Raw genomic sequence first — 23936 nt, 5'->3', positions numbered from 1 at the left:
TTCGATCTCCAAACTGGCGCCAAACGGCGCGGTATAGACGGCGGCTGGCGGCCACCCGAAGAACCGACCTCGGAGAGGCCGGGTTGTTAGAACCAGGCCCGTAGGCCGATGACCAAGCGGGTGGTGTCGACATCCTCGCCGGCGGCGCGCGCGAAGTCGGCGGTCTTCCCGTACTTCCGCTCATGGACCACGCCGACATAGGGCGCGAACTCGCGGCGGAACTCGTAGCGCAGGCGCAGGCCGAGCTCGGTGTCGGTGAGGCCCGAGCCGACGCCGGTCGCGGGGTCGTCCCGGGCCGCGAGATTGATCTCGCCCCGGGGTTCCAGGATCAGTTTCTGGGTGAGCCGCAGGTCGTAGGAGCCCTCGAGGCGCGCTGAGAGGTCGCCCTTGTCGGAGAGGAAGGCCGCGCCCTCCACCTCGAACCAGTAGGGGGCCAGCCCCTCGAAGCCGAGTGTCGCGTAGGTGCGTGACGGGGTGGGCTCGAAGTCGTGCCGCAGCCCGACCTGAAGATCGAAATAGGGGCTGATCGCGCGGGAAAAGAGCGCCTGCAGCTCAGCGCTCTCGAGATGATCGGCGCCCTCGCCTTCCGTTTTCACGACCAGTCGGTGGGCGTCGCCGCCATACCAGGCCTCGCCTTCCCAGGCGTAGCTATCCTGGCCCGAGGCGGGGCGTCGCTCAGCCGTGCTGAGCATCACCTTCCACGCGGGTTCGCCCCCGTGCTCGCGGGCGAGCTGGGCCCGCGCCGCGGCCATGGCGGCGGGACTGTGGAACCGCTCGGCCGCGTGGTCGCTGGGCGGCGGCGGGGGTTCGGCGCCCGCCGTCGGCGCCATCTTCGACATATCGTGGCCGGCATGAGGATCGGCGGCGGGCGGAGCGGCTTCCGCCGGCATGACGTGCCCGGCGTGGGGATCGGCCGCGGGCGGCGGCGCGGGCATGGCGTGGCCGGCGTGCTGCGCCGAGGCGGGCGCGGCGACGGCGAGCGGCAGCAGGCCGATCAGGAGAAGCCGGTTCACGCTGCGCCTCCTTCGAGGGGCCGCACGGTGACCACGTTGAACATGCCTGCATGCATGTGGTGCAGCAGGTGGCAGTGGAACGCCCAATCGCCGGGAGCATCGGCCGTGAGGTCGAAGGTGACCTTGCCGCCGGGCAGCACATTGACCGTGTGCTTCATCGGATGATGCCCGGGGTTGCCGTTCACCACCTCATAGAAGTGGCCGTGCAGGTGGATCGGATGGCCCATCATCGAGTCGTTGACCAGGGTCACCCTCACCCGCTCGTTCAGACGGAAGGGGATGGGCGCCTTCAGGTGGCTGAACTTCTCGCCGTCGAACGACCACATGAAGCGTTCCATGTTGCCGGTCAGGTGGATCTCCATCTCACGCGAGGGCGGTCGGGGATCGGGATTGGGGTTGAGCGCGACCAGGTCGCGATAGGTCAGCGCCTTGTGGCCGACGTTCTCGAGCCCTAGGCCGGGCTCGCCGGTGCGGTCGACCGGCATGGGCGAGATCATCTGCACCCCCGGCCCCAGCTTCACCTGCGGCGCGTTTCTCGGATCGCGCATGGACATGGAGCCGTGATCCATCCCCTCCATGCCCCCCATGGCGGAGTGATCCATGCCCATGTCGCGCATGGTCAGCAGCGGACGCTCGCGCAGCGGCGGGACGGCGGCGACCATACCCGGCCGCGGCGCCAGGGTCGCCCGGCCCATGCCGGAACGGTCGGCGGCTTCGGCGACCAGGGTGTAGGCCTGATCGGCGGTCGGCTGGACGATGACGTCATAGGTCTCGGCCGGAGAGATCTGGAACTCGTCGACCTCCACCGGCCGCACGTTCTGGCCGTCAGCCTGGACGACGCTCATCTTCAGGCCCGGGATGCGGACATTGAAGACGCTCATCGCGCCGGCGTTGATGAAGCGCAGCCGCACCCGTTCGCCGGGCGCAAAGAGGCCAGTCCAGTTGTCCTTCGGGCCATGGCCGTTGATCAGATAGGTGTAGGTCGAGCCGGTGATGTCGAGGATGTCCGTGGGGTCCATCAGCATCTTGGACCACTCCATACGGTCCTTCAGCGGCTGGTCCTTGCCCCGCATCAGACCGGCGATGGTCTGCTTCTGCTCGTTGAAATAACCCGCTTGGGCCTTGAGCTTCCGCATTGTCACGTGCGGATGCATGAAGCTGTAGTCGGAGAGCACCACCACGTGCTCGCGGTCGTAGGCGACCGGATCGGGACCCGCCGGATCGATCACGATGGGGCCGTAGTGGCCCTCCTGCTCCTGGAGGCCGGAATGGCTGTGGTACCAGTAGGTGCCGGCCTGGCGGACCGGGAACTCATAGACGAAGGTCTCGCCCGGCTTGATGCCGGGGAAGCTGACACCGGGGACGCCGTCCATCTGGAAGGGCAGGATCAGGCCGTGCCAGTGGATCGAGGTGTCCTCGTCCAGGGTGTTGGTCACCGCGATCCGGACGTTCTGGCCTTCCTTCAGCCGGACAAGCGGTCCGGGCACGGTCCCGTTGGTGGTGACGGCGTGGCCCGCGCGGCCGTCAACCTTGAACGCCGTATGGCCGATGGTGAGCTTGATCTCCTCGCCGGAGACGCTCGGCAGGGTGGAGACCAGGCCCGGCGTCGCGCTCTGGGCCCAGGCCGGCAGCATGGCGCTGACCGCGGCGCCTCCCCCCAGGGCCACGGCTCCACGCAGAAGTTGGCGGCGATCGAAATCAGCAAGGGCGCGTCGGCGCATACAGACAGGTCCTATCCTCGTGGCGCGGAGGAGATGGGGCTTCCCATGGCGGGAGGGTCAAGGGGGCGTTTGCAGAGATGGATACGCAAGTTCGTCCTCCACCCCTCGGCCGGCGGAACACTTATTCGGCGTCGAGACCCAGGATCTGCGCCAGCTTCTGACGGGCTCGGTAGACCCGGGTCTCCACGGTCTTGGCGCTGACCCCCAGGAGCTGGCCGGCCTGTTGCTGCGACAGTTCGTCGAAATAGGTGAGGATCAAGGGTTCCTTGAGCTTCGTGGGCAGCTTGGCGATGGCCGCATCGAGCGCGGCGCGGCGCTGGGCTGAGACCAGCACAGCCTCGGCGTTCGGCGCCGGATCGGCCTGACGCTGGGCCTCGGGGGACTCGGCGTCCTTCTCGCCAAGGACGATGCGGCGCACGGCCTGGCGCCGGCCGCGATCGCGGCACTTGTTGAGGGCGATGGCGCGCAGCCAGACACCGAAGGGCCTGGCGCGATCATACCGGCCCAGGGCCTTCCACGCGGCGACAAAGCTTTCCTGGACAACCTCATAGGCGGCGTCCGCATCGCCCACATGGCGCCGCACGAAGCCATAGAGCCCGCCCTTGTGACGGCGCATCAGCAGGGTGAAGGCATGGTCCTCGCCGCGGGCGGCGCGAGCCGCCAGCGCGGCGTCGCTCTCCTCGTCGGCCCCGATCACAGCGCCTGGTCGGTCAGCGCCTCGGCGATCCGGCGATCGAACTTGGCCGCCTGTTCCGGCGTCAGGACCTTCCGCATCTCCAGGACATGGAGAATGGTCTCCTTCTGGAGCTCACCCATGGCGTGGTGGAACCGCTCGACCGCGGCCTTCACCTCGGGGGAATATTCGTGCCGGGCGTGGATGGCCGCGGCCAGTTCGGCGTTGGCGGCGCGGAGCTGCGCCTCCCGCGCCCGACGACGGACGGCGAAGTCCTGCTCCAAAGCTTCAAGCCGACGCTCCTGGTCGGCCGACAGGGCCAGCTCGTGATGCACGAACTCATGCAGCGACGGCGTGCGCCGCTGTTCCACCACATAGCGCGCGCCCACCCAGGTGCCGCCGGCGGCCGCGAGCGCGGCCAGTATGAGCGTGAGGACCAGGCCTCGTCCGACGAACTTCATCCCTGTTCGTCGAGCAGGGTCGAGGGCGCCAAGCGCGAGTCGATCGAGAAGACGGAGATCTCCCGACGTTCGTCCGCGGCCGCCGAGGCCGCGAACCCTCCGCCGGCCACGCCGACGCCCAGCGCCACGACCACCGCGGCCGCCCGCACCGGCAGCACGATCCAATCCATCGAGCGCATTTCGCTCGCGGCCTCGATGCGCCGCCACACGGCGGGCTCGAGATGGTCCAAGCTCCGCTCGGGCCCCTCGGCCTTCAGGGCTTCCAGTGCGTTGTCGAGCCTGAGGCTCATGGCTCACCCATGGAAAGACGACTCCTGCCTTATACGTATCGCAAGCGCAGGCCCCTCACCTAGCGACTCGTATGGCGGCGGGCGCGGGTCACCTGCCAGCCGCGACCAGGGCCTCTCCGTGCCTTTCGCGAAGGCGTTTCTTGTCGACCTTGCCCGTGGCGGTCAGCGGCACGGGCTCGAACACCACGAGGTCGGGCATCCACCATTTGACGATGCGCGGCTCCAGGAATCCCTGAACCTCGGCTTCCGTCAGGCCGGCGCCCTCATGCCGCTCAATGACCAGGATCGGGCGCTCTTCCCATTTGGGATGTGCGACGCCCACGACGGCGGCGGTCTTCACGCCGGGGCATGCGGCCATGATGTTCTCGATGTCGATGGACGAGATCCACTCGCCGCCGGACTTGATGACATCCTTCTTGCGGTCGGTGATCCGAAGGAAGCCGTCCTCGTCCAGGGTGGCGATGTCGCCCGTGTCGAACCAGCCGTCCGACCCAAGGGCTGACTCGCCGGCGCGATAATATCGCTCAATCACCCAGGGACCGCGGACGAGCAGCGATCCGGAGCTCACGCCGTCGCGGGGAAGTTCGACGCCGGTTTCGTCGACAATCTTCAGCTCCACCCCGAACTGCAGGCGCCCCTGCCGCGTCCAGATGATCTCGTTCTCATGGGCCTGCCCCGGCTCGGCGATGGCCGGAGTCGAGGTGGCGATCACCCCGAGCGGGCTCATCTCCGTCATGCCCCAGATCTGCAGGACCTGGACGCCGTAGCGCTGCTGGAAGGTCTCGGCCATCGCCCTGGGAACCGCGGAACCGCCGATCACCACCCGTTGAAGCCGCCCCGTACCCTCACCGGTGCGGTTCAGATGGTCCAGGTACATGGTCCAGATGGTCGGCACGCCGCCCGAGAAGGTTACGCCCTCGGCGCCGATGAGCTCCGACAGGCTGGCCGGGTCCATCCGGTCGCAGGGCAGGACGAACTTGCAGCCGCTCAGCAGACCCGTGAACGGCAGGCCCCAGGCGGTCGCGTGATAGAGCGACGAGCAAGGCATGATGACGTCGAAGGCCGAGAAACCGAACGCACCCGACAGCCCAGCGCCCATGGCGTGGAGCACGACGGAGCGGTGCGAATAGAGCACCCCCTTGGGATCGCCGGTCGTCCCCGAGGTGTAGCAGAGGAAGGCGCCGGCGTTCTCGTCGAACTCCGGCCAGTCGAGGCTGTCCGTCTCCCCGGCGATGAGGGTCTCGTAGGAGACGGCGCCGACGGCTCCGGGGATCAGCCGATCCTCATCGCTCAGCATCACGAAACCGCGGATCGACGGAAGCTGCGCTCGGATGCGATCGACCAGCTCCGAGAACGATCGGTCGAAGAACAGGACCGCGCTTCCGGCATGGTTGATCGTATAGGCGATCTGCTCGTCCGAGAGACGGGGATTGGCGGTGTGCAGGACCACGCCCACGCCGGGCGCCGCGTAGAACAGCTCCAGATGTCGGTGGGTGTTCCAGGCCAGTGTAGTCACCCGGTCGCCCGGCGAGATATCCAGCCGTTTCAGCAGGTTGGCGGCCCGCGCGGTACGCCGCGCGAAGTCGCCGTAGGTGTAGCGCCACAGGGGCTCATCCACGAGGCGCGAGACGATCTCGCGCCGCGGATGGGCGCGAACCGCATGCTTCAGGATACTGGAGATTTGCAGCGGGACGGGCTGCATGAGGCCGGGTTGCATCATCGGGCTTCGTTGATGACCTGCAGCTGGGTGAACTCGTGCAGCCCCTCCTCGGCGAACTCGACTCCGATGCCGGACTGCTTGGCCCCGCCGAACGGGATATTGGGGCCGAAGTCGAGATGCTTGTTGATCCAGACCGTCCCGGACTCCATCTCGCAGGCCAGCGCATAGGCCCGGTCGCGGTCCTTGGACCAGACCGAGCCGCCCAGGCCCCAGGGCGAGGCGTTGGCGCGATCCAGGGCCTCCTCTGCGTCGGTGAAGGAGATCACCGGCAGGATCGGGCCGAACTGCTCCTCGTCCACCAGCCGCGCGCCGTCGGTGATGTCGCGCACGATGGTCGGGCGAATGAAGTAGCCGGGACGGTCCTCCACCACACCGCCGGCGATGATCTTGCCATCGGCGCGGGCGTCCTCCAGGAAGCCCTTCACCTTCTCGTACTGCGCCTTGTTCTGCAGGGGGCCGATCTGCACGCCCTGCATCAGGCCGTCGTCCACCACCGCGGCGTCGGCCAGGACGGCGAGCTCGTCGCACAGGGCGTCATAGATGGACTCATGGGCGTAGACCCGCTTGATCGCCAGGCAGACCTGGCCCGCATTCATGGTGGCGCCGCCGAAGATTCCGGCCGCCGCGGCCTTGGGATCGACATCGCCCAGCACGATGGCCGCGTCGTTGCCGCCGAGCTCCAGGGTGATGCGCTTGATGGTGGAGGCGGCGCTGGCCATCACCTTCTTGCCGGTCTCGGTGGAGCCCGTGAAACTGATCTTGGCGACGTCGGGATGGGCCGTGAGCACGCCGCCCAGGTCGTTGTTGTCGGTGACTATGTTGACCACGCCCGGCGGGAAGATCTCCGCGCACAGCTCGCCCAGCCGAAGGGTGGTGAGCGGCGTGGTCGGCGCCGGCTTGATCACGATCGTATTGCCGGCGATCAGGGCGAGCGGCGCCTTGAAGGCGACGATCAGCACCGGGAAGTTCCAGGGGATGATGCAGCCGACCACCCCGAGCGGCTTGCGGCGCATTTCGACCCGGCGGGTCTCGTTGTCCTCGATCAACCGGTTCGCCAGGTCCAGGCCGCCGAGATAGCGCAGGAAGGCCGCCGTATAGCTGATCTCGGCGGTGGATTCGGCCAGAGGCTTGCCCTGTTCCTGGGTGAGCAGGCGGGCGAACTCCTCGGTGCGCGCCTCGATCGCGTCGGCCAGTTTCAGCACCAGGGCGCGCCGGCCTGCCATCGGCGTCTTCGCCCAGCCCTTGAAGGCGGACTTGGCGGCGGCGACCGCGGCGTTGAGCTGCCGCTCCGAGCCGCGCGGACAGACCGCCAGAACCTCCTCGGTGGCCGGGTTGATGACCTCCATCGTCGCGTCGCCATCGACGAGCTCGCCGCCGATCAGCAGCCTGTAGTCAGCCATGGTTTCCTCCTTGGCCCGCCGTCGCGCGGCAGGACCTGTTCTTGTCAGCGGTCAGGTCAGAAGCTGCGGCCCACGGTCACGCCGAACGTGCGGGGGGCGCCGACGTGGTTGTAGTCGAACCCGAAGCCGGCCAGCAGATCGACCCGCGAGGTGAAGTAGAAGCGGTCGGTCAGGTTCTTGCCCCAGATCGACGCGTTCCAGGCGCCGTCGGCCGACTCCCAGTCGACGTGGACCGAAACCAGGGCGTAGCGGTCCTGGCGCAGGCGCGGGATGTTGAGCACCTCGAAATACTGGCTCGAGGCGTAGCTCAGGTCCGCATGGAGGCTGAGCTTGCCGCTGTCGCCGTCCATCACCGTGGTGTCGACGCCGCCGCTGAAGGTGAGCGCCGGAGCGTTGGCCAATTCACGGCCCGAAACATCGACGCCGCTGACGATCCCCTCCTCGATCTTGGTGTCGAGCAGGCCGACGGCGCCGCGCAGGGTCAGGCGCTCGCTCGCATGCGCCGTGAGTTCGATCTCGCCGCCCATGATGCGTGAGCGGGGGATGTTCTGCAGGGTCTGGGCCGCCGTCGACGGGTCGATGTTGATGAACTGCTGGTTCTCGTAGCGATAGTAGAAGGCGGCCGCGTTCAGCGTGATCCGCCGGTCGGCGAACTGGGTCTTGGCGCCCAGCTCGAAGGCGTCGACCGTCTCCGGCTCGGCGACCGACAGCTCCGAGGGATCGAAGAAGGCCTGGGCGTTGAAGCTGTTGGCGCGATAGCCGCGGCTGTAGGTGGCGTAGACCAGGTCGCCGCTGGCCAGGCTGTAGTCGAGGCCTATCTTTCCCGACAGGTTGTTGGTTTTGTAGCTGAGCGACGACGGCGGGATCAGATTGACCACCAGCACCCCGTTGGGGCCCAGGGCGTCGGAGCGGAAATTGGTCTGATCGCCGGTGTCGTGGGTGTAGCGCAGACCGCCGCGCAGCTTCAGGGCCTCGGTCAGGTCGAAGCTGGCGTCCGAATAGAGCGCCACGCTCTCCTTCAGCTGATCGAAGCTGTTCTCGAACAGGCAGCCCAGCGGCAGGCCGATGGCGCAGTCGGCGTCGGTCACCCCCGGCAGGCCGTCGGAATCGACGTCCTTGGCAATCTCGAAGGTCGTCTGGTTGAAGACCTTTTCGCGGTTGTAGTAGGCGCCGATGATGAAGTTGAACGGGCCGTCGAGATCGCTGGTCAGCCGCAGGTCCTGGGCGAACTGGGTCGCGCGGTCGGCATAGGGGATCTCCAGCAGCTCGGTCGCCTGGCCGTCGGTGTCCTCGTAGAAGTTGAGGCGCCCCTTGTCCCAGGAGGTGATGCTGGTGACGGTCAGGGTGTCGGTGACATCGTAGTTGCCGGTCAGCGACAGCGAGTAGGTGCGCGCGTGGCGCCGGTCGGTGACGTTCGCGGCGATTTGGCGTTCATCGAGCCCCGGGCGATTGACCGCCTCCGGCTCGGCGTAGATTCCGTAGTTGCGCGGGTTCTGGTAGCTGGTCGAGCCGCGCACGATGATCCGAAGCCGTTCCGACGGCTCGTAGAGCAGGGTCGCGCGAACCCCGTACTCGCTGACGCTGGCCAGGTCCGGCTTGCCTGGCAGGACGTTCTCGAACCAGCCGTCAGCCTTGGCGTAGACCCCGGCCACCCGCAGGGCGGCGTTCTCGCCCAGGGGCAGGTTGACCGCGCCGCTCACATCGACCCGATCGTAGGCGCCGTAGCCGAGGCCGACATTCCCGCTCGTCTCGCCGAGCCTTGGGGCCTTGGTGATCAGGTTGACCGCCCCGCCCGTGGTGTTCTTGCCGTAGAGCGTGCCCTGCGGCCCGCGCAGAACCTCCACCCGCTCCAGGTCGAACATGGCGACTCCCAGGAAGGCGAAGTTGCCCTTGTAGACCTCGTCATAGTAGGTCGCCACGGGGCTGGACTGGTTGAGGCTGTAGTCGGACATCGACACCCCGCGCAGGGCGAAGATCGGCGTGTTGTCGCCCACCGTGGACGTGAGCTGCAGGTTCGGGACCTTGGTCACCAGTTCGTCAGCCTGGGTCACCCGGCTCTTGGCCAGGGCGTCGCCGGTGATGGCCGACACCGAGATCGGCACGTCCTGCAGGTTCTCGGCCCGCTTGTTGGCCGTGACGATCACCTCCTCGATGGCGGTGGGTTCGTCCTGCCCATAGGCCGCTCCGGCCGCGCTGGTGAGCAGGAGCGCTAGGAATCCTTTGGCCAGATAGCCCCCGGCGATTGAGTGCTGCATGTACCTTCTCCCCCAGTGTTTGGTCATTTGCCCGGGCTCTCCCCGTTCGGCATGCGCGTGATTAGTTCGGCCCGGACCCGGGACGCCTCGGTACGCAGCGGCGCGCGGCGCAGACGTCCGACCTCGTCGGCCGTGTAGGCCCGGAAATCGTCCGGCAGGTTTCCCATATCGAAGCGGTAGAGCGTCCAGTTCAGCAGGCTGGCGAGCCGCGCATCGTCGAGATCGGTCGTGGCCACGCCGGGCACGCGCCCGAGGTATTCGCGCCCGCCCGGCACGGATAGGAATTTCGCCACCGACCCGCGCATCGGCGGCGTGGTCCGCGCGTCGCCGCCGCCCTCGGGACGGTGGCATCCCTGGCACTTCAGGATGTAGTCGGCGCGCGCCTGGGTCGGATCGGCGACGCCGCGCAAGGGCGGTTGCGCGCGGCTGGCGGTGGCGGTCCCGGCCAGGGCGATGCCAGCGGCGAAGGCCGCCGCCGAAACCCACAGGGCGGGCGCCGAGGCCCTCATCTTCCGAGCGCCTGGGCGCGCAGCTTGCCGACCGCGGCGGCGTTGAGCGCCGCGCCGGAAGCCCGGGCCGCGGCGACCTCCGCCGCGCTGAAGGGCCGGAACCCCTTGCCGGCCATGGCGACGTTCACGCCGACATGGTTCAGCGTCGCGGCGATGGCGGCGTCGTCCAGGGTCTGGGCAGGCATGACGCCGCGAAAGGGCTTACCCTCGACGGTGATCGGGCCGGCCAGGCCCTTGGCGATCACCAGGATCAGATAGCTGCGTCCGGCCGGCGATGCGGCCAGCGACTTGAAGTTCGCGCCCAGCATCGGATAGGCGCCGGGCACCCCAGCCCCCGTAGGCAGGTGGCAGGCCGAGCAGCGCTTGTAGATCGAGGCGCCGTCCGGCGCGGCGGCCAGGGACGGCGTCGCCAGCAGCAGGGGAAGGAGCAGGAGCGCCCGCATCACCGGCGGTCCGGCGCCACGCCGACAATGACCGCCGTCGAGCAGTTGTAGACGCTGCTCTCCGTGCCGAGGCACCAGTTGTAGTCGTTGTTGGACTGCGGCCGCACCGGCGGGCGATCGCCCTCATTGCGATTGCACAGGCAGTGACCGCAGGACGACACCCCGCAACAGTCGTTGTAGCTGATGATGTAGGCGCGCTTGTCGACCGGGTTGGTGCAGGTGCCGATCCAGGTGATCGGCGACATCTCGGTGCCCGGCGGGCAGGCGTTCACGCTGCCCCCGCAGCAGGTGCAGAGGAAGCCGTCGATCGCGCAGTAGCGCCAGTAGTCGCACTGGGTCCGGTCGCCCGGATCCTGTGGATCGCCGGAAGTGATCGGCGGGCGGGCCTCGCCGGCCGCGCCCGGCGCGCCGGCCGCATGGGCGCGGGACACCGGCAGCACTGGCAGGACCGCCGCCCCGGTCAGGGTTCCCCCCAGCCATGCCAGCAGGCTGCGGCGCGAAGAACTGCGGGCGATGCCACGCGCCAGGGTCTCGGTCCACTTGTCGAGTTGGGCCACGGCTAGGCCTCCCCTTCGCGGCGGGCGAGGAATTCCTGGATCGAGGCCACGCCCCTCTCCTTGGCCTCGAACAGGCTTTCCAGGTGCTCGCGGCTGTTGATCAGACCAAGGGAAGCCACCCGGCCGGTGTCGTCGAGCAGGACGGCATAGGGCAGTTTCGAGACCCCGAACGACCGGCCCAGCGCCTCGGAGAGCACGAAGGGCGTTCCACCCAGCCCCTGCTCCATGACCATCCGGCGTTGCGCGGCCTCGTCGCCGTCGCTGGCCAGTAGGGCGTCGAGCCAGTCGGCCTCGGCCCTGGCGGCGGACTTGAAGACCGGCAGGAGGAACTTGCAGACCGGGCAGTCGGGGGAGACGAAGAAGATCAACTGGCTGCGACCGTCGCGCTTGCCGCCGACGGTCACGCTGGACCCGTCCAGGGCGCGCAGGAGCATCGGCGTGGCCGCGTCGCCGACCTTGACCTTCTGATGCAGGGTCAGGGCGCCGGCCGGGGCGATCCGCTCGTGCAGGATGCCGACCTGCCGGGCGAGCGCGGCCACGAGCACGGCCAGCACGAGCACGGCGATCCACAAGAGGATCTGTGAGGTGAGCATCAGGCCTTCCTTTTCTGGGTCGCCGGAATGGCCGCCAATTCGCCGAACGCGAGATAGAGGGCGAGCAGGGCCAGGGCGGCGAACGGGGTTTCGATCGAGAACGGGGCGGACGGGGCCGCCGCGACGGCCAGGGCCAGGCCCGCCAGCGCCGCGGCGCGGGCGACGGCCGGGCCGTCGACGGGCTTCTGCCGCGCGGCGAAGGTGCAGCCGCAATCGAGGCTCATGCCCCGGCGCCGCCAGAGGGCTAGGCCGTAGGTGGTCCAGAGCAGGGCCGCGATCGCGCCGCCGAGCGGCTGGAGACCGGGCAGCACCAGCGCCAGGGCCGCCGCGCCCTCGATCGCCGCCGCCGCGAGGCTGAGGGCCGGGCCGATCGCGCCATCGACGCCCGCCAGCCGGGTGGCGGCGGCGGCCAGGCGCTCGCGTTCGAGGAGTTTGTGGCCGGCCGACAGGGCCAGGACCAGGGCGAGGAACAGGGCGAGCGCGGCCATCACTCGACCGCCGTCAGGGTCTGTGGATTGAAGGCCACCCGGTTGCCCAGGCTGTGCAGGAAGGTCCCGGACACAGCGTCATAGACATCGATCACGCTGTCGACGCGCGCCACCACCAGCCTCGGCCGCGCCTCGCGCGTCAGCTCGATCGAGGAGCCGACCCCCTGCAGCGGAATCCGCGCGATCCGGGCCTTCTTGGCCGGATCGACGACCCAGACCTCGGTTCCGCCGTCCTTGTGGCTGCCCTCGCGACCCGCGGGGTTCATCAGGACATAGAGATGGCCCGCGGCGCTGCTGGCGATCACCTGCCAGCCGCCGGGCCGCCACTCGGGGTTGCCCCCATCGGCCCCACCAAGGGTGAAGCCGCTCCCAACCTCCTTGGCCACCTGGCCGGACAGGTCGAAACCGCGCAGCTGGCCGCGATAGGTCACAAACCAGGCGGTCCGCCCCACCAGGGCCGGCATGCCGAACATCGGCTGGTTGTCGATATCGTGTATCGGCGTGGACGTGACGCTCGAGGCCAGCTTGCCCTCCGCGTCGAGGACCAGGCTGGTCATGGTCCCGTCGGCGCAGAAGGTCGTGAACCCGCGCTCGCCGGTCGGATAGATGAGCGCGCAACCAGGCAGTTCGATATCGCCGAGGACCTTGCGGTTCTCCAGGTCCACGACGGTCACCGACTGGCCGGGCGTGAAGTTGGAGACCAGAGCCCACCGCTCACCATTGGTGAACTGGAAGCTGTTCTTGTAGGTGACCGACTGCTGGCGCTTGCCGCCGGGCAGGAGGATCTCGCCCTTGGGCTTGAGCGTCGCCTTGTCCCAGATGGTGACGACATCGGTCCGCTCCCCGCGGGCGAGACGGGAGAAGTAGGTCTCCGCCGAATAGAGTTCCGGCCTGGTCGAGGCGTGCAGGATGTTGCCGAACTGGGCGACCTGCACCCAGCCCTTCAGCGGCGCTGTCGGCGCATTGGTGTCGACCACGACGCCGCGTCCGTCGACGAGCGCGTTGAAGTTGAAGTCGTGAACGATCATCCAGCTCGCCGGATAGCGCTCCGGCAGGACGAGCACGTTCGGGATCGGCTCTTCGGCCAGCGGCGTCGGATAGGGCTGGGCGCACAACGGCTGGGCGACGAGCGCGGAGGCCAGACCTGCGGCCAGGACCAAGCGGAGCCTCGTCGAACGCATCGTCTACTCCCCCAACAGGCCGCCGCTTCCGAGCGTGCCGAATGATGAGGAGAAAAGACCCGAGCCAATCTTTTGTCAATCGACAAACTTTGGTCGTTCGGCAAATCTTGAGATCACACCGGTCTATCGCCCGTCGTGGCAAGGATCCGTGGCCGGCGCTTCACGCGTCGGGGCGGACGGGGTTCATTGTGGAATTGGCCGGAGCGTCGGCTCAGACGAGCTGCGGTTCGCTGTCCGGCTGCACGAGGCCCGAGATCTCCCCCGGACGCATGGCGCGAATGGCGTAGAGGAAGGACTTGATCGCGATCCGCTCGATCGCCGGCATCTTGCCGATCCAGGGCTTGTCGTGACCGGCGAAGATGGTCATGCCCTCCATCGAGGCCGACATGAACAGGGCTAGCGCCTCGCGCTCGTCCACCGGCAAGGCGGGGTTGATCTCGCCGACCAGGTCGTTGAGCACCACCCGCGCGCGCCGATAGAGGTCGTCGACCCGGTCATGGACGAACGGGTCGTGGTTGGACATCGCCCACAGCTCCGGGAAGATCCGCGTGGTCTGCTTGGTCTTGATGTCTTCCAGGATGAGCATGACAATCCGTTCGAGACGTTCCTCGGCCGTCGTGTCGGGGGCGTAATAGATGGCGTCGAACGCCTCCTCGTAGCTGCTGATGATCGCGTCCAGCAGCTCGCGCAGCAGCTCCTCCTTCGAGGAGAAATAATAGGCGATATTGCCCGCCTTGAGCCCGCACTCGGCCGCGATCCGGCGCAGGGTCAGGGCTTTCGAGCCTTGCTCGACCAGCAGCGTCAACGCGGCCGTCAGGATGCGCGCCAGGCCCTCCTGACCCCGGGCGTATCCTCCCTCCCGGGGCTTGATCTTGAGGTCCGGGATCGTGAAGTCCGTCAACGGCGCATCCTTCGCGTGTCCGCCGAGACTTAGTGCCGCCGTCCGGCAGCGACAAGCGCCGACCCGAAATGCCGCGGCCGGGGCCTATTTGGTCTGGCCGCCGTCCACGGGCAGGACCACGCCGGTCACGAAGCTGGCGGCCGGACTGAGCAGGAAGGCCGCGGCGACACCGATCTCGTGCGGCGCGCCGAACCGCTTCAGGGGCACTTCGCGGTTGATCCAGCGCAACACCTTCTCGCCGCCGGGGCCCTGCGACCGCGCCTCCCAGTCGCCGCCGGGGAAGATGATGTTGCCCGGCGCGATGGTGTTCACCCGCACGCCGTGCCGACCGACGATCGCCGCCAGCTCCTTGCCCATGTGGTTCATCGCCGCCTTTGACGTCCCGTAGGTGAGCGGCGTACCCAGCGCCGCCCCGCCGGCGATGGAGCTGATGAACAGCAGGGAACCTTCCTTGCGCTCGGTCATCCTGCGAAGAATCACCCGGGCCAACCGATAGGCGGAATCCAGGTTCTGGACGAAGCCGGCGTCCCAGGTCTCGTCGTCGACATCGAACCCCGGCGGGCAGGGATAGAGGCCGACATTGGCCACGGCGCCCCAGATGGGCCCGAACTCCGTTTCGACAGCCTCGATCATCTCGTCGAGGACCGCGCTCTCGCGCAGGTCGCCCGCCCGCGCCCAGACCCGGTCCTCGCCCCACCGCGCGGCCAGCGTGTCGCGCGCCGCCATCAGCGGTCCCTCGCCCCGGGCCGCGAACGCCACGCGGGCGCCCTCCGCCAGGCAGGCCTCCACGATACCGAGCCCGATCCCGCGGCTGCCCCCCGCGACGAAGACGACCTTGTCGTTCAGCTGCAAGTCCATGGGGCCTCAAGGGTCTGGGGTTATCGCGACCCTCCGGCCGCCGGCGCGACGCACCCTACAGCGCTCCGTGTGCTTGGGGAGCCCAATCAAGCCAATTCCCGCATCGGTCGATAGCGCCTTTGGCTTAGACCCCGACCGGCTCTGCTCCTAGCGTCGGCTCCAGTGAACGGCCGCGATGGGCCGAGGCCCCGCGACGCGCGCCTCGCTGTCAAAAACGCCGACGCCTAGCGAGGAAACCGATGAGCCGAATGACCCCCGCCGAGATGGCCCAGCAGATTGGCGGAGGACTGCTGTCGTTTCCGGTCACCCACTTCGACGCCCAGCGCCAGTTCGTCGAAGGCCCCTACCGCCGGCATTGCGCCTGGATGCTGCAGCGCGATCTGGCCGGCTTGTTCGCGGCCGGCGGCACCGGCGAGTTCTTCTCCCTGTCCCCGTCCGAGGTCGGTCGCGTGGTCCGCGCCGCCGTCGAGGAGACCGCCGGCAAGGTCCCGGTCATCGCCGGCTGCGGCTACGGCACGGCCATCGCCGTCGAGCTCGCCCAGGACGCCGAGCGCGCCGGGGCCGACGGGCTGCTGCTGCTACCGCCCTATTTGGTCAATTCCTCCCAGGAGGGCCTGGCGGCCCATATCGAGGCGGCGTGCCGTGCGACCGCCCTGGGGGTCATCGTCTACAATCGCGACAACGCTATCCTGACCGAGGACACCTTGGCCAGGCTCTGCGACCGCAACCCGAACCTGGTCGGCTTCAAGGATGGGGTCGGCGACGTCGAGCTCATGATGCGTGTCTATGCCCGGATGGGCGACCGGCTCACCTATATCGGCGGCCTGCCCACGGCCGAGACCTTCGCCCTGCCCTATCTGGAGATGGGGGTGACCACCTACTCCTCGGCGATCTTCAACTTCCTGCCCGACTGGGCCCTGGCCTTCTACAAGGCCGTGCGCCGCCGCGACCGCGAAACGGTGCTGGCCGGCCTGCGTGAATTCGTCCTGCCCTATATCGCCCTGCGCAACCGGGGCCGCGGCTATGCCGTCTCCATCGTCAAGGCCGGGATGGTCGCCGTCGGCCATGACGCCGGCCCCGTCCGCCCGCCCCTGACCGACCTCACCCCGGCCGAAGGCGCCGAACTCCAGGCGCTGATCGCGCGCGTGCAGACCAAGGACCACGCCATTGCCGCCAACGGGTGAGCTGCTGATCGGCGGCGGCGCGCGCCGGGGCTCGGGCGGCGGCCTCCAGGGGGTCGATCCCGCCACCGGCCGGGTGCTCGATCCGGCCTTCGGCGGGGCGACCAAGGCCGACCTGGCCGAGGCCTGCGCTCTGGCCGCCGTAGCCTTCGGGCCCTATCGCGCCACCTCGCCCGAGGCCCGGGCCCGGTTCCTCGAGACCATCGCCGAGCGGATCGAGGCCATCGGCGATGATCTGATCGTCCGCTCCATGGCCGAGACCGGCCTGCCCCGCGCCCGCCTCGAAGGCGAGCGCGGACGCACCACGGGCCAGCTTCGCCTGTTCGCCGGCGTGCTGCGCGATGGCGGCTGGCTGGAGGCGCGGATCGATCCCGCCCTGCCCGACCGCAAGCCCCTGCCCCGGCCCGACCTGCGGCTGCGAAACGTGCCGCTGGGGCCGGTGGCGGTGTTCGGCGCCAGCAACTTCCCACTGGCCTTCTCGGTGGCCGGCGGCGACAGCGCCTCGGCCCTGGCCGCCGGCTGCCCAGTGGTGGTCAAGGCCCATCCGGCCCATCCCGGAACCTCCGAACTGGTCGGCCGCGCCGTCCAGGAAGCCGTGGCCGCGCATGGCCTGCCAGCGGGGGTCTTCGCCCTGCTGCACGACGCCGGCGTCGAGATCTCGCAGGCCCTGGTGGCCGATCCTCGCATCAAGGCGGTCGGGTTCACCGGATCACGTCGCGCCGGGCTCGCCCTGGCCGCGATCGTCCAGGCCCGGCCCGAGCCGATCCCGGTCTATGCCGAGATGAGCAGCATCAATCCGGTCCTGCTCCTGCCCGCGGCGCTCGCCGCCCGCGGCCCCGCCATCGCCAGGGACTTCGTGGCCGCCCTGACCCAGGGCGCGGGCCAGTTCTGCACCAATCCCGGCCTGGTCCTCGCCATAGAAGGCCCCGGCCTGGACGCCTTCCTGGCCACGGCCGCGCAGGCGCTTGGCCAGGCGCCGGCCGCCACCATGCTGACCGCTGGCATCTGCGCGAACTACGCCGCGGGAGTGCGGAACCTGGCCGAGCGCGACGGCGTCGCCGCTGTCGGTCAGGGTCAATCGCCCGGTCCCGGCGAGGGCCAGGGCCAGGCGGCGCTGTTCGCGACCTCCGCCGAGACCTTCGGCTCCGATCCGCGCCTGCATGAAGAGGTGTTCGGCGCGGCCTCCCTGGTGGTGCGCTGCCCCGACGCCGCGGCCCTGCGCGCCGCGATCGCCGAACTCGAAGGCCAGCTCACCGTCGCCCTGCACATGGACCCGGACGACACCGACCTGGCGCGCGACCTGCTGCCCGAACTGGAGCTCAAGGCCGGCCGGGTCCTGGTCAACGGCTTCGGCACCGGGGTGGAGGTCGGCCACGCCATGGTCCACGGCGGCCCGTTCCCCGCCACCTCCGACAGCCGCGCGACCTCGGTGGGCTCCCTGGCCATCGCCCGCTTCCTGCGGCCGGTCTGCTACCAGAACCTGCCGCAGGCCCTGCTGCCGCCCGAGTTGCGCGGCGATAATCCCCTGGGCCTGGTCCGGCGGATCGACGGCAAGCTGGACCTCGCATGAACGCGACCGCGGTCAGCGCGCGCCGGCCGGGCGCGGCGACGGCTACCGCCCCGCCCCCCAATCGCCTAGCTTCGCGCCACCAGCGGATCACAAGCGGGCGCTTTCCCATGTTCGAGCTCAGCCAACTTCGCTGCTTCGTCGCCACCGCCGAGGAGCTGCATTTCGGCCGCGCGGCCCAGCGCCTGAACATGACCCAGCCGCCGCTCAGCCGGCAGGTGCAGCTGCTGGAGCGGATCCTCGGCGTCACGCTCCTCGACCGCACCAGCCGCTCGGTCCGCCTCACCCCGGCGGGCCGCGCCTTCCTGCTGGAGGCTCGCCGCATCCTGCGCCTGGCCGAGTCCGCGGCGCTCGCCACCCGCCGCATCGCCAGTGGCGAGGCGGGCCAGATCGCCATCGGCTTCACCGCGGCGTCCGGCTACAACTTCCTGCCCCGGCTGGTGATCCTGTCGCGCGCCCACCTGCCCAACGCCGACCTGACTCTGCGCGAGATGGTCACCCGCGAACAGGTCGAGGGACTGCTCACCGGCAGCATCGATATCGGCCTGGTGCGTCCGCCCATGGAGCGCGCCGAGTTCGCCACCGCCCGCGTGCTGAGCGAGCCGCTGGTCGCCGCCCTGCCCACCGGCGATCCTCGTTTGGCCAAGGCCTCCCTGACCCTGGCCGACTTCGACGACGCCCCGCTGATCATGTATTCGGCCGAGGGCGCCGGCTATTTCCACAACATGCTGACCACGCTGTTCGACGCCAATGGGATCACCCCCAACTGCGTGCAACACATCACCCAGATCCATTCGATGCTGGCCCTGGTCCATGCGGGGCTGGGCGCGGCCCTGGTGCCCGAGGCGGCCATGAACCTGCATTTCGATGACGTGCAGTATCGCCCCGTCGAGACCACCCCGGCCCGGCCCGTCGAGCTCTACATCGCCTGGCGCAAAGACAATGACAGCCCGATCCTGCAGCCGTTCATCGACCTCTGCATCGCCGAAGCCGCCCTGATCGAGGGGCCGAACGACTAGCGCCCCGCGGCGCTGAAGGAACGACGCCACCATGCTGACCGACCGCCGCCGCCTGCTCGCCGCCGCCGCCGGCCTGGGTCTGGCGAGCCCCGCGGCCGCGGCCGCCAAATCGCCGATCGCCGCCACCAAGTCCGGGAAGGTGCGCGGCGCCGTCGAGGACGGCATCTCGGTCTTCAAGGGCGTGCGCTACGGCGCCGACACCGGCCCTCGCCGCTTCATGCCGCCGCAGCCGCCCCAACCCTGGACTGGCGTCAGGGATGCGCTCGCCTACGGCCCCGCCTCGCCCCAGACCAAGGCCGAGGGCCCCACCAGCGAAGACTGCCTGTTCCTCAATGTCTGGACGCCCGGCCTGCGCGACGGCAAGCGGCGGCCGGTCATGGTCTATGTCCATGGCGGCGCCCACGCCAACGGCTCGGGATCGGACCCGCTCTACGACGGCGTGAACTTGGCGCGGACCGGCGACGTGGTGGTGGTGACGGTCAATCACCGGCTGAACGTCTTCGGCTACGGCTACTTCGCCAAGCTGGGCGGGCCAGACCTGGCCGACAGCGGCAATGTCGGCAATCTCGACCTGGTCCTGGCCCTGCAATGGGTTCGTGACAACATCGCCGAGTTCGGCGGCGATCCGGACAACGTCACTGCCTTCGGCCAGTCGGGCGGCGGGGCCAAGCTGGTCACCCTGATGGCCATGCCGGTCGCCAAGGGCCTGTTCCACAAGGTCGCCACCATGAGCGGCCAGCACGTGACCTCCATGGGCCCCATCAACGCCACCGAGCGGGCCAAGGCCTTCATGGCCGCGCTCGGCTTGCGGCCCGACCAGACCGACCTGCTGCGGACCCTGCCGGCGGACAAGTTGGTCGCCGCGCTCAAGATCACCGACCCGGTCCTCGGCAAGGGCGCGATCATCTTCTGGTCGGTGATGGATCACCGCAGCCTGTCGCGGCATCCGTTCTTCCCAGACGCCCCGCGGGAGAGCGGCCACATCCCGATGATCATCGGCAACACCCACGACGAGACCCGCGCCTTCCTGGCCGGGGATCCGAAGAACTTCGCCCTCAACTGGGACGAACTGCCCGCCAAGCTGGCCCCAGAGATGGTGGTCGACATCGATCCCGACATGGTGGTGGCGCGCTATCGCGAGCTCTATCCGCAGGCCTCTGCGTCGGACGTATTCTTCGCCGCGTCGACCGCCGGTCGCTCCTGGCGCGGCCACCTGATCCAGGCCGAGGAGCGGGCGAAGATCGGGGCGCCGGCCTGGATGTACCAGCTCGATTTCGGCTCGCCGCTCGAGGGCGGACGCCTGGGCGCCTTCCACAGCTTCGACATCGCCCTGGTGTTCGGCAACCTGGCGGCGAAGGGCTCGAAGACCGGAACCGGACCTGGCGCGCGCGCCGTCTCGCACCAGATGACCGCGGCCTTCCTGGCCTTCGCCCGCACCGGCGATCCCAACTGCCCCGAGATCCCCGCCTGGGAGAAATACACCCTGGAGCGCCGCCCGACCCTGGTGTTCGACGTCACTCCAAGGATGGTCGACGACCCGCGCAGTGAGGAGCGCAAGCTGTTCGCCGCGGCGCCCTACTTCAAGCCGGGGAGCTGATCTCGCCCCCAGAGGACGCCCAAGGGAAGGCCAGCGTCGGCCGGTTGGCGTAACGCTGCATCCGCAAGGTCATCCGGGCCCCGGCGCCGGGCGCGAGCCGCACAGTGAAGCTGGACGCATCCACCGCGACCTCCTTGCCGCCCTCGAGGCTCACCCCGAGGATCTGGTGTTCGCCGTAGCCGCCGCCCTGGACGACCACATCGCGGGCCTCGATCTGGCTGACATTGACCAAGGTCACGCCGGTGGTCCGGTCTGTCAGGCTGTCGACCAGGGCCGCCACGTCCGGCGGAATACCCGCCCGCCGCCGGTGCGGATCGAAGTAGCGCAGCCGGGCATATAGGGGCGCGCCGCCCTGGGCCGGCGAGGTCTTGCTCCATGGCGGGCGGGCGATGTGGATGGCGCCCTGCATCAGATGCATCATGGCCGTGACGCTGGCCGGATTGATGTCCAGCGCATTGTCGGCCAGGCGCGTGTCGGGGGTGGTCTTGTCGTCCCGCCCGGCCTGGACGCGCTCGCGCACGCGGCTCAGATCGGCGCGCAGGGCTTGGCCCGGATAGGTCGGATTACGCCCTTCCAGGAAGGCCACCCACGGATGGTCGCCGCCGGCCCGCGCCCGGTCGGAGGCGCGCTGGGACAGGTACCAGATCTCCCAGTTGTTCAGCACGTAGTCGCCGGGCGCATAGGAATACCAGCCGGAGTCGCCGTACATGCGCGGCGTCGAGAGCTTGCCGTCGACCAGCTTCTTCTGGGCGTTGATGACGTCGTTCTGCTTGCGCCAGACATCGAGATAGCGGTCGTCGCCGGTCAGCAGATAGGCGTTCATGAAGGCCACGATTGAGCGCGGCACGCGGTTGCGGTCCTCACGCTTGCCGCCCGGAGGCGCCACCGGGCTGAAGCCCCAGCCATAGACCCCGCCCCACCACTTGCCGTCTGTCGCGCCGCCGATCTTGCCGTCCAGCCCGATATTGCTGGGCAGCACACCGCCGTTGTCCTTGGCCCGCGCCACCCAGGCGTCGACATAGTCGAGCAGCCAGGTCCGGTACTTCTCCTCGTGGTCCAGCATGTAGGCGTTGAGCGCCAGGGTGGTGGCGTGCAGGTTGAGCGGGCTGTCGCCGATGATGTCGCCGTATTCGGCGTAGTGCAGCAGGGTCTCCTCGTAGGTCCGCTCGCCATGCTCCATCTGGAACCGGTCGCCGACCTCGAAGGGGTCGCCCGCCCAGTCCAGCGGCGTGGCCTTGCGCATAAGCGGCCCGCGGCTGCCGTTGAACATGCTGCGGATGATCTTGACCTTGGGGTCGTAGTTCGGCGCCCCTGGATCCTCGTTCATGTAGAACCCGGCGAAGCGCCTGGCCCGCTGGCGGAAGCGTGCGTCATAGGGGTCCGACAGCCCCTGCAGATTGAACATCGACAACCCCTCACTGAGGTGCTGCCAGTCCAGCATGACTGGGAATTCCTTGTAGTACATGCCATCTTGGGCGAACGGCACGTCCTTGGTCTTGGCCAGGGTGTACTGGCGAAGATTGCCTTCCCAGGCCTTCTTGTAGAGCTCGAGGATGCGATCCGATCCGCCCAGCGCATGCAGGTGGGGCCAGTCGTTGACGTTCTCGATGGCGTCGTCGGGGCCGTCATTGGCGCCCCAGCGCTCATAGGCCAGCAGGAAGCCGCGGTCGTCGAAATAGCGGCCGAAGAATTCTTCGCAGGCCTCTGCGTTGGCGCGCAGCAGCTCGCGCTCCAGCAGCGCCCATTCCGGCGGCGCCATGGGCGTGGCGACCTCCAGCCGGGCTCCCTCGCGAGCCAGCGCCGGCGCCGCCGAGGCGCCCAGCAGCAGGGCCGAGGCGCTGGCGAGAAAACGGCGGCGGGTGGTCATGGGGTCACCGGATCAGGCGGCGGGATCGAGTTTCAGGCGCTCGATTTTCCCGACGATGAGGAAATAGGCCAGGATGGTGATGACGCAGTGGGCGCCGACGAAGATCAGGGCTCCGTCGAACGAGCCCGTCCCCTGCACGATGTAGCCGATGACGATGGGCGTCACGATGCCGGCGATGTTGCCGAAGGTGTTGAAGATGCCGCCGGTCACCCCGGCCATCTCCTTGGGCGAGGTGTCGGCCACCACCGCCCAGCCCAGCGAGGCCACGCCCTTGCCGAAGAAGGCCACGGCCATGATCAGCACCACCAGCCACTGCTCGTCGACGTAGTTGCAGACGATGATCAGCGAGGCCAGCAGCATGCCCACCAGCAGCGGCGTCTTGCGCGCGATGGTCAGCGACCCGGTCTTCTTCAGCAGGGCGTCGGAGATGATCCCGCCCAGCAGCCCGCCGACGAAGCCGCACAGGGCGGGCGCCGCGGCGGTGAAGCCGGCCTCCAGGATCGACAGGCCCCGCTCCTTGACCAGGTAGATCGGGAACCAGGTGACGAAGAAATAGGTCAGCACATTGATGCAGTACTGGCCGAGATAGACCCCCAGCAGCATGCGGGTGGTGAGCACCTTGCGCACGTTTTGCCAGGTGAAGGCCGCGCCGCGGTCGGCGGTCTTGTCCTCCATCCGCACTAGGCCGCCGCCAGCCTCGATATAGTCGAACTCGCCCTGGCTGATCTTCGGATGGTCGGTGGGCGCGTGGACCAGCCGCACGAAGATCACCGCGGCAACCAAGCCGACCCCGCCCATGACGAAGAACACCGAATGCCAGTCGAAGGTGTGCACCAGCCAGCCCATCAAGGGCGCGAAGGCCACCAGGGCGAAATACTGCGCCGAGTTGAAGATGGCCGAGGCGGTGCCTCGCTCCGATCCCGGAAACCAGGCCGCGACGATCCGGGCGTTGGCCGGGAAGGATGGCGACTCGGCCAGCCCCACCATGAAGCGCATGGCGAACAGGGCCACGGCCGCGGCCAGGCCGGTGAAGATCCCCGCGAAGCCCTGGAGCAGGGTGAACAGCGACCACAGCACCAGGGCCGCTGTGTAGATTCGCTTGGAGCCGAACCGGTCCAGCAGCGCGCCGGACGGAATCTGGCCCAGCACATAGGCCCAGGCGAAGGCCGAGAGGATGTAGCCCATGGCCACGGGATCGAGGCCCAGTTCCTTCGACGCCGACGGACCGGCGATCGAGAAGGTCGCGCGGTCGGCGTAGTTGATGGTGGTGATCACGAACAGCAGGAAGATGATCAGGTAGCGGACCCGCGTCCTCTTGATCCCGACGGCGGCGGCCTGAGTGGTCATCCGTTGCTTCTTCCCGGTGGTCCTGTTCCCGGCGAGCCCGCTAAAGGGATTCGCCTCGCCCTCGTCGGAGGGTTTCCTTAGGCTCTGGACGCTAGAGGGGTGGGCGGCGCCGGTCTAAACCAATTCGCCTATGGACCGATCCAAGTTGGGCATGGATGGCAGGCTTTTTGGCCGGCTGCTCGACGCGGCGGCCTCGGGTTGGATCGCCCGGGCAAGCCTTTCGCGAACGGCCAAAAAGCGCGTGGATGGCGCCGTTCACGGACGTATCGGTGCAGATCGCGCATCGGTTCATGCC

Annotated in this window: 22 protein-coding genes; 4 read left to right on the top strand and 18 right to left on the bottom strand. The window is 68.7% G+C overall.

The window, feature by feature from the left end; all coding sequences use genetic code 11:
• Positions 1-86 precede the first annotated feature (86 nt).
• The 16 genes from Q8Q88_RS13720 to Q8Q88_RS13645 all read right to left on the bottom strand — a co-directional run bounded on the left by Q8Q88_RS13720 (position 87) and on the right by Q8Q88_RS13645 (position 15063).
• Entirely contained in the window at positions 87-1013 is a 927-nt protein-coding gene (locus Q8Q88_RS13720) for a copper resistance protein B (RefSeq protein ID WP_305675748.1), read from the bottom strand.
• Entirely contained in the window at positions 1010-2734 is a 1725-nt protein-coding gene (locus Q8Q88_RS13715) for a copper resistance system multicopper oxidase (RefSeq protein WP_305675747.1), read from the bottom strand. The genes Q8Q88_RS13720 and Q8Q88_RS13715 overlap by 4 nt, the downstream gene beginning before the upstream one ends.
• Positions 2735-2855: 121 nt before the next feature.
• Positions 2856-3431 (bottom strand): RNA polymerase sigma factor, encoded by a 576-nt coding sequence (locus Q8Q88_RS13710; RefSeq protein WP_305675746.1) that lies wholly within the window; start codon positions 3429-3431, stop codon positions 2856-2858.
• Positions 3428-3868, bottom strand: a complete 441-nt coding sequence (locus Q8Q88_RS13705) for a Spy/CpxP family protein refolding chaperone (RefSeq protein ID WP_305675745.1) — start codon at positions 3866-3868, stop codon at positions 3428-3430. Before Q8Q88_RS13705 ends, Q8Q88_RS13710 begins: the two co-directional genes overlap by 4 nt.
• Positions 3865-4158 (bottom strand): hypothetical protein, encoded by a 294-nt coding sequence (locus Q8Q88_RS13700; RefSeq protein ID WP_305675744.1) that lies wholly within the window; start codon positions 4156-4158, stop codon positions 3865-3867. Before Q8Q88_RS13700 ends, Q8Q88_RS13705 begins: the two co-directional genes overlap by 4 nt.
• Before the next feature lie 88 nt (positions 4159-4246).
• Positions 4247-5875, bottom strand: a complete 1629-nt coding sequence (locus tag Q8Q88_RS13695) for a long-chain fatty acid--CoA ligase (protein WP_305675743.1) — start codon at positions 5873-5875, stop codon at positions 4247-4249.
• A complete protein-coding gene (locus tag Q8Q88_RS13690; protein WP_305675742.1) occupies positions 5875-7278 on the bottom strand; it encodes an aldehyde dehydrogenase family protein in 1404 nt (467 codons plus the stop codon). The genes Q8Q88_RS13695 and Q8Q88_RS13690 overlap by 1 nt, the downstream gene beginning before the upstream one ends.
• 56 nt (positions 7279-7334) lie before the next feature.
• Positions 7335-9533, bottom strand: a complete 2199-nt coding sequence (locus Q8Q88_RS13685; protein ID WP_305675741.1) for a TonB-dependent receptor — start codon at positions 9531-9533, stop codon at positions 7335-7337.
• A gap of 23 nt (positions 9534-9556) precedes the next feature.
• Positions 9557-10042, bottom strand: a complete 486-nt coding sequence (locus tag Q8Q88_RS13680) for a cytochrome C (RefSeq protein WP_305675740.1) — start codon at positions 10040-10042, stop codon at positions 9557-9559.
• The gene (locus tag Q8Q88_RS13675) at positions 10039-10485 is read right to left on the bottom strand and encodes a cytochrome c (protein WP_305675739.1); all 447 of its coding nucleotides are present in this window, start codon (positions 10483-10485) and stop codon (positions 10039-10041) included. The genes Q8Q88_RS13680 and Q8Q88_RS13675 overlap by 4 nt, the downstream gene beginning before the upstream one ends.
• Positions 10485-11042, bottom strand: coding sequence for a methylamine dehydrogenase light chain (locus tag Q8Q88_RS13670; RefSeq protein ID WP_305675738.1), 558 nt, complete (start codon positions 11040-11042; stop codon positions 10485-10487). Before Q8Q88_RS13670 ends, Q8Q88_RS13675 begins: the two co-directional genes overlap by 1 nt.
• A gap of 2 nt (positions 11043-11044) precedes the next feature.
• A complete protein-coding gene (locus tag Q8Q88_RS13665; protein WP_305675737.1) occupies positions 11045-11635 on the bottom strand; it encodes a redoxin family protein in 591 nt (196 codons plus the stop codon).
• Positions 11635-12123: a MauE/DoxX family redox-associated membrane protein gene (locus Q8Q88_RS13660; RefSeq protein WP_305675736.1), complete on the bottom strand. Its 489-nt coding sequence runs from the start codon at positions 12121-12123 to the stop codon at positions 11635-11637. The genes Q8Q88_RS13665 and Q8Q88_RS13660 overlap by 1 nt, the downstream gene beginning before the upstream one ends.
• Positions 12123-13304 carry an amine dehydrogenase large subunit gene (locus tag Q8Q88_RS13655; protein ID WP_305675735.1) on the bottom strand — a complete coding sequence of 394 codons (1182 nt, stop codon included), beginning with the start codon at positions 13302-13304 and terminating at the stop codon, positions 12123-12125. Before Q8Q88_RS13655 ends, Q8Q88_RS13660 begins: the two co-directional genes overlap by 1 nt.
• 211 nt (positions 13305-13515) lie before the next feature.
• Complete coding sequence (locus tag Q8Q88_RS13650) at positions 13516-14205, bottom strand: TetR/AcrR family transcriptional regulator (RefSeq protein ID WP_305675734.1); 690 nt, start codon at positions 14203-14205, stop codon at positions 13516-13518.
• Between the two features lie 84 nt (positions 14206-14289).
• Entirely contained in the window at positions 14290-15063 is a 774-nt protein-coding gene (locus Q8Q88_RS13645; protein WP_305675733.1) for an SDR family NAD(P)-dependent oxidoreductase, read from the bottom strand.
• A 239-nt stretch (positions 15064-15302) separates the two neighbouring features.
• Here Q8Q88_RS13645 and kdgD point away from each other — a divergent pair, with 239 nt between their 5' ends.
• From kdgD to Q8Q88_RS13625, 4 genes are all read left to right on the top strand, one after another.
• On the top strand, positions 15303-16247 hold the full coding sequence (kdgD, locus tag Q8Q88_RS13640; RefSeq protein ID WP_305675732.1) for a 5-dehydro-4-deoxyglucarate dehydratase: 945 nt from the start codon (positions 15303-15305) through the stop codon (positions 16245-16247).
• Entirely contained in the window at positions 16231-17814 is a 1584-nt protein-coding gene (locus Q8Q88_RS13635; RefSeq protein WP_305675731.1) for an aldehyde dehydrogenase (NADP(+)), read from the top strand. Before kdgD ends, Q8Q88_RS13635 begins: the two co-directional genes overlap by 17 nt.
• A gap of 107 nt (positions 17815-17921) precedes the next feature.
• Positions 17922-18830: a LysR substrate-binding domain-containing protein gene (locus Q8Q88_RS13630; RefSeq protein WP_305675730.1), complete on the top strand. Its 909-nt coding sequence runs from the start codon at positions 17922-17924 to the stop codon at positions 18828-18830.
• 31 nt (positions 18831-18861) lie between these two features.
• Positions 18862-20427, top strand: a complete 1566-nt coding sequence (locus Q8Q88_RS13625; protein WP_305675729.1) for a carboxylesterase/lipase family protein — start codon at positions 18862-18864, stop codon at positions 20425-20427.
• Here Q8Q88_RS13625 and Q8Q88_RS13620 read toward each other — a convergent pair.
• Together Q8Q88_RS13620 and Q8Q88_RS13615 are read right to left on the bottom strand one after the other, a co-directional pair.
• A complete protein-coding gene (locus Q8Q88_RS13620) occupies positions 20411-22294 on the bottom strand; it encodes a hypothetical protein (RefSeq protein ID WP_305675728.1) in 1884 nt (627 codons plus the stop codon). The two genes, Q8Q88_RS13625 and Q8Q88_RS13620, sit on opposite strands and share 17 nt — an antisense overlap.
• 12 nt (positions 22295-22306) lie before the next feature.
• Entirely contained in the window at positions 22307-23641 is a 1335-nt protein-coding gene (locus Q8Q88_RS13615) for an MFS transporter (protein ID WP_305675727.1), read from the bottom strand.
• Positions 23642-23936: the final 295 nt, after the last annotated feature.

Source organism: Phenylobacterium sp., assembly GCF_030697925.1.
GTDB lineage: Bacteria > Pseudomonadota > Alphaproteobacteria > Caulobacterales > Caulobacteraceae > Phenylobacterium.
This window is presented reverse-complemented; position numbering and strand designations above follow the sequence as displayed.

What these genes read in the sequence shown, in the direction of transcription:
- Q8Q88_RS13715 (WP_305675747.1), bottom strand. Translation starts at nt 2,734, where the DNA reads ATGCGCCGACGCGCCCTTGCTGATTTCGATCGCCGCCAACTTCTGCGT.
- Q8Q88_RS13705 (WP_305675745.1), bottom strand. Translation starts at nt 3,868, where the DNA reads ATGAAGTTCGTCGGACGAGGCCTGGTCCTCACGCTCATACTGGCCGCG.
- Q8Q88_RS13700 (WP_305675744.1), bottom strand. Translation starts at nt 4,158, where the DNA reads ATGAGCCTCAGGCTCGACAACGCACTGGAAGCCCTGAAGGCCGAGGGG.
- Q8Q88_RS13695 (WP_305675743.1), bottom strand. Translation starts at nt 5,875, where the DNA reads ATGCAACCCGGCCTCATGCAGCCCGTCCCGCTGCAAATCTCCAGTATC.
- Q8Q88_RS13690 (WP_305675742.1), bottom strand. Translation starts at nt 7,278, where the DNA reads ATGGCTGACTACAGGCTGCTGATCGGCGGCGAGCTCGTCGATGGCGAC.
- Q8Q88_RS13685 (WP_305675741.1), bottom strand. Translation starts at nt 9,533, where the DNA reads ATGCAGCACTCAATCGCCGGGGGCTATCTGGCCAAAGGATTCCTAGCG.
- Q8Q88_RS13680 (WP_305675740.1), bottom strand. Translation starts at nt 10,042, where the DNA reads ATGAGGGCCTCGGCGCCCGCCCTGTGGGTTTCGGCGGCGGCCTTCGCC.
- Q8Q88_RS13675 (WP_305675739.1), bottom strand. Translation starts at nt 10,485, where the DNA reads ATGCGGGCGCTCCTGCTCCTTCCCCTGCTGCTGGCGACGCCGTCCCTG.
- Q8Q88_RS13665 (WP_305675737.1), bottom strand. Translation starts at nt 11,635, where the DNA reads ATGCTCACCTCACAGATCCTCTTGTGGATCGCCGTGCTCGTGCTGGCC.
- Q8Q88_RS13660 (WP_305675736.1), bottom strand. Translation starts at nt 12,123, where the DNA reads ATGGCCGCGCTCGCCCTGTTCCTCGCCCTGGTCCTGGCCCTGTCGGCC.
- Q8Q88_RS13655 (WP_305675735.1), bottom strand. Translation starts at nt 13,304, where the DNA reads ATGCGTTCGACGAGGCTCCGCTTGGTCCTGGCCGCAGGTCTGGCCTCC.
- Q8Q88_RS13645 (WP_305675733.1), bottom strand. Translation starts at nt 15,063, where the DNA reads ATGGACTTGCAGCTGAACGACAAGGTCGTCTTCGTCGCGGGGGGCAGC.
- kdgD (WP_305675732.1), top strand. Translation starts at nt 15,303, where the DNA reads ATGAGCCGAATGACCCCCGCCGAGATGGCCCAGCAGATTGGCGGAGGA.
- Q8Q88_RS13630 (WP_305675730.1), top strand. Translation starts at nt 17,922, where the DNA reads ATGTTCGAGCTCAGCCAACTTCGCTGCTTCGTCGCCACCGCCGAGGAG.
- Q8Q88_RS13625 (WP_305675729.1), top strand. Translation starts at nt 18,862, where the DNA reads ATGCTGACCGACCGCCGCCGCCTGCTCGCCGCCGCCGCCGGCCTGGGT.
- Q8Q88_RS13620 (WP_305675728.1), bottom strand. Translation starts at nt 22,294, where the DNA reads ATGACCACCCGCCGCCGTTTTCTCGCCAGCGCCTCGGCCCTGCTGCTG.
- Q8Q88_RS13615 (WP_305675727.1), bottom strand. Translation starts at nt 23,641, where the DNA reads ATGACCACTCAGGCCGCCGCCGTCGGGATCAAGAGGACGCGGGTCCGC.